Raw genomic sequence first — 4,048 nt, forward strand, 5'->3', positions numbered from 1 at the left:
GCGCCGGCCGAAGGCCGGCCGGCGGCGGAGGGAGCCGGGGCACCGGGCGAGAGCCATGGTGCGCGCGCCACCCGACCCGTGGTCGGGGACGTCACTCGGCGTCCAGGTCAGACCTCGAGGACCTGGCGGCCGTTGTACGTGCCGCAGACGGAGCAGGCGGCGTGCGGAAGCTTCGCCGACTTGCACTGCGGGCAGGCCACGGTCGCGACCGCCGCGGTCTTCCACTGCGCCCGGCGGGACCGGGTGTTGCTGCGCGACATCTTGCGCTTGGGGACGGCCACGGTTCTTACTCCTCTGTACGGGTCAGTTGCGACAGGCCCGCCCAACGCGGGTCGATCTGCTGATGGCTGTGGTCGGCCGGCAGATCGTCCCAGTGCACCCCGCAGTCGGGGCACAAGCCTGGGCAGTCCTCCCGGCAGAGCGGGTTGGTCGGCAGCGCGAGCACCACCGCGTCCCGCAGCGCCGGCTCCAGGTCGATCAGATCGCCCTGCATCCGGCCCACCTCGTCCTCGTCGGTCGTGTCGTCCGTGGTGCTGTTCTCGTACGCGTACAGCTCCTGGATCCGCACGGCCACCGAGTCGTCGATCTCGCGCAGGCAGCGCCCGCACTCGCCCTTGACGGGACCGGTGACGGTCCCGGAGACGAGCACGCCCTCGGACACCGACTCCAACCTCAGGTCGAGGTCGAGGTCCGCGCCCTCCGGCACGCCGATCAACTCCACGCCGAGGTCCGCCGGTGCCGGCACGACCCGCTTGACCGTACGCAACGCGCCAGGCCGGCGCGGCAGGTCCCTCGTGTCGAGGACCAGCGGCGACCTGGGGTCGAGGAGGCTTGGCGAGTGTTTGGGCATAGTCAGACTCCGGCCGGTGAGAGGCCGACAAAGAAGGTTACCTGGACGACCGGCGGACCGTCGAACCGGGGCGTCGTCCCTGGCCGCGACTGCCGGCTGTCGGCCACCGGCGCGCGTGCCGTGGGCAAGGGTAGCGCGGCGGCCGCTTGCCGGGGCGCGCTCAGAAGGGCAGCGGGCGGTCCGCCTCGTCCCCGGCGAAGGTGCCGATCTCGCGCAGCGCGTGCATCTTGTCCCGGCCCCGCTCTATCGAGGCCAGGGCCCGGGTCAGGAACTGCTCGAAGTTGGCCAGGGCGGTGTCGACATAGTCGTCCACCTCGTCGCGGAGGCGCTGCGCCTCGGCGCGGGCCTCGGCGATGATCCGGGCACCCTCGTGCTCGGCCGAGACGGTGATCTCGTTCACCGACACCAGGCGGGCGTGTTCCGCCTCACCCTCGCTGATGATCCGGTCGGCCTCGCGCTTGCCGGCCTCCATGATCTTGTCGCGCTCCTCCAGCAGCGCGGCGGCCCGGCGCAGATCGGCCGGGAGTTCCGCGCGCAGCTCGTCGAGAGCGGCGATCATCTCGCCCCGGTCGACCATGCAGTTGTTGCGCGACATCGGGACGGAGCGGGCCTGCTCCACCATGGCGATCAGTTCGTCGATGCGATCGAGCGGGTCCACCGGTACCTCACTCCTGTCTTCGTCGGCCGACCTTCATGATGCGGCCTGCGCCCGGGTTCGGCGTTGCACACATCATGTCGCGCCCGCTCCACGCCGCACCGCTGCACCCCTACCCGGCGCGTCGCCCGCCCCCGCGCCGCTCCCCGCGCCGCCGATCTTGCACTTTCCGCCCCGACATTCCGCCCGTGCCGGACGAACCCGCGGCCGAAACCGCAAGATCGGAGCGGGGAGCGGGGAGCGGGGAGCGGGGAGCGGGGAGCGGGGAGCGGGGAGCGCGTCAGGAGCGGGTTTCGGGGTGCAGGCGGGCGACGAGCTGCTCGCGGACCACGTCGGGGACGTGCGCGGAGATGTCGCCGCCCCACTTCGCCACGTCCTTGACCAGGCTGGAGGAGAGGAAGGAGTAGAGCGGGTTGGTCGGCATGAAGAGCGTCTCGACGCCGGCCAGGCCGATGTTCATCTGGGCCATCTGCAGCTCGTAGTCGAAGTCGCTGACCGCCCGCAGGCCCTTGATCAGCACGCTCGCCTGCTGGGCCCGGCAGAAGTCCACCAGCAGCCCGCGGAACGACTCGACCCGCACGTTGTCGTACGAGGCGGTCACCTCGCGGAGCATCGCGATCCGCTCCTCGACGGTGAACAGCCCCTGCTTCGACTGGTTGACCAGCACGCCGACGATCACCTCGTCGAACAGGCGGCTGGCCCGGCCGATGATGTCGAGGTGTCCGTTGGTGACCGGGTCGAAGGAGCCCGGACAGACCGCACGTCTCATGATCGGCGACCGTACCAAAGGGTGGTCTCGCCGTAGCGTCGACTGCGCTCGGGGGTGATCCCCTCCACCCAGGTGACCGGCCCGGTCCGGCTGGACCGCTCGACGACCACCAGGGCGTCCGGGGTCAGCCAGTCGCCGTCGACCAGCGCGGCCAGCAGGGCGGTGATCTCCTCGTCGGGCACCGCGTACGGCGGGTCGGCGAAGACCACGTCGTATCCGCCGCCCTCCGGGCCGGTCGCGAGGACGGTGGCCACCTTGCCGGTGACCAGGCGGGCGGCCGGGGCGGCCCGGAGCGCCGCGACGTTCTCCCGGATCACCCGGGCGGCCCGGGCGTCGGACTCGACCAGCAGCACGTGCGCCGCCCCCCGGGAGAGCGCCTCCAGCCCGACCGCGCCGGAGCCGGCGTAGAGGTCGGCGAAGCGCGCCCCGGCCAGGTCCAGCTCGGCCTGCACCGCGCTGAACAGGGCCTCGCGGACCCGGTCGGAGGTGGGTCGGGTGCCGGCGCCGGGGGGCGCGGCGATCCGCCGCCCGCCGTACGTCCCGGCCACGATCCGGGTCACCGTCTGCTCCCGCACATGCCCCAGACGCTACGCGACGGCCCCGAACCGACCCGGCTGACACGGTGGGTGCCACAAGACGCATCGATCGATCACGTACGGTGGATCAATGATCTCGAATCCATAACAGACCTGTTTCCGGGCGCCGATCGGAGTAACGCATTCGGCGTCGATCTCGCTAGGGTCTGCCCGGTTGTGAGCGGACGTGAGGCTTCGGTCCGTCCGCCGCACTCTCCCGATCTTCCCCTCATCAGGAGCAGACGTGAACCGTCTCCACCTCCGGCGTGCCGCGGCCCTCACCGCCGGCGCGCTGATCGGCCTCGCCGGTGTGGCCACCGTCGCCAGCCCCGCCCTGGCCCACCACCCCATCCCGTCGGGCACCTACTGCGCCGCCCAGGACGGCAAGGTCACCGTCAACTGGTCGGTTCTCAACAGCGAGACCGACATCACCGGCACCATCACCAAGCTCGAGTCCACCGTGCCCGGTGACATCACCGGCGGGCTGGCGCTGAACGCGACGCTGCCGAAGCAGGGCGACGGCCCGCTGACCGGCACCCAGACCCACACCTTCGAGGGTGCCCTGCCGGAGCTGAAGCTCACCGTCGAGGCGCGCTGGGAGCGGGGCGACCGGATCATCACCGAGGAGCGCAGCGTCGTCGCGCAGCCCACGCAGGACTGCGGCCCGAGCGAGTCGCCCTCGCCCACCTCGCCGTCGCCGAGCGCCACCCCGGAGCCGAGCAGGTCGCCGGAGACCACCCCGTCGCCGTCCGCCCCGGCCTCCAGCCCGGCCAGCCCCTCCGCGACCCCGTCGGTCCCGGCCGAGCCGGAGGAGCCGGTGTTCCGGCTCGAGGAGACCTGCGACAAGATGACCTTCATCGTGGAGAACCCGGCGAAGGGCATCCCCTTCACGGCCACGATGACCACCGAGAAGGGCGTCACCAAGAAGCTGGTCTCCGAGCCGGGCAAGACCGCCTCGGTGAGCTTCGACGCGTACAAGGGCCTCAAGGTCACGGTCAAGTACGACGTGATCGACGAGACCGAGACCATCCCGTACACCCAGCCGAAGGACTGCTCGGGCCAGGGTGGCGGCCTGCCGGTCACCGGCCCGGCCGCCGGCGCGATCGCGGGTGGCGCGGCCGTGCTGCTCGCCGCCGGCGCGGTGCTCTTCGTGGTGGCCCGCCGTCGTCGGGTCCGCTTCACCGCCTGATCCCCCCACC

6 protein-coding genes are annotated in these 4,048 nt (G+C 71.8%); 1 reads left to right on the forward strand and 5 read right to left on the reverse strand.

Going from position 1 to position 4,048, the window contains the following annotated elements; all coding sequences use genetic code 11:
- Positions 1-107 precede the first annotated feature (107 nt).
- The 5 genes from rpmF to rsmD form a co-directional block, all read right to left on the reverse strand.
- Complete coding sequence (gene rpmF / locus ACWEVO_RS31845; protein WP_012181392.1) at positions 108-281, reverse strand: 50S ribosomal protein L32; 174 nt, start codon at positions 279-281, stop codon at positions 108-110.
- Positions 282-286: 5 nt separating this feature from the next.
- Complete coding sequence (locus ACWEVO_RS31850; RefSeq protein ID WP_452311161.1) at positions 287-850, reverse strand: YceD family protein; 564 nt, start codon at positions 848-850, stop codon at positions 287-289.
- Between the two features lie 160 nt (positions 851-1,010).
- The gene (locus ACWEVO_RS31855) at positions 1,011-1,508 is read right to left on the reverse strand and encodes an SPFH domain-containing protein (protein WP_073832495.1); all 498 of its coding nucleotides are present in this window, start codon (positions 1,506-1,508) and stop codon (positions 1,011-1,013) included.
- 277 nt (positions 1,509-1,785) lie between these two features.
- Positions 1,786-2,274 (reverse strand): pantetheine-phosphate adenylyltransferase, encoded by a 489-nt coding sequence (coaD, locus tag ACWEVO_RS31860; RefSeq protein WP_452311162.1) that lies wholly within the window; start codon positions 2,272-2,274, stop codon positions 1,786-1,788.
- On the reverse strand, positions 2,271-2,834 hold the full coding sequence (rsmD, locus tag ACWEVO_RS31865) for a 16S rRNA (guanine(966)-N(2))-methyltransferase RsmD (protein WP_452311163.1): 564 nt from the start codon (positions 2,832-2,834) through the stop codon (positions 2,271-2,273). Before rsmD ends, coaD begins: the two co-directional genes overlap by 4 nt.
- A gap of 259 nt (positions 2,835-3,093) precedes the next feature.
- Between rsmD and ACWEVO_RS31870 the strand changes: the two genes are divergently transcribed.
- Positions 3,094-4,038: a cell wall anchor protein gene (locus ACWEVO_RS31870; RefSeq protein ID WP_452311164.1), complete on the forward strand. Its 945-nt coding sequence runs from the start codon at positions 3,094-3,096 to the stop codon at positions 4,036-4,038.
- The last annotated feature ends 10 nt before the right edge of the window (positions 4,039-4,048 follow it).

It is taken from the genome of Micromonospora sp. NPDC003776 (assembly GCF_053605645.1).

Excerpts from the sequence above, each read along its gene's own strand:
- ACWEVO_RS31850 (WP_452311161.1), bottom strand. The coding sequence starts at position 850 with ATGCCCAAACACTCGCCAAGCCTCCTCGACCCCAGGTCGCCGCTGGTC.
- coaD (WP_452311162.1), bottom strand. The coding sequence starts at position 2,274 with ATGAGACGTGCGGTCTGTCCGGGCTCCTTCGACCCGGTCACCAACGGA.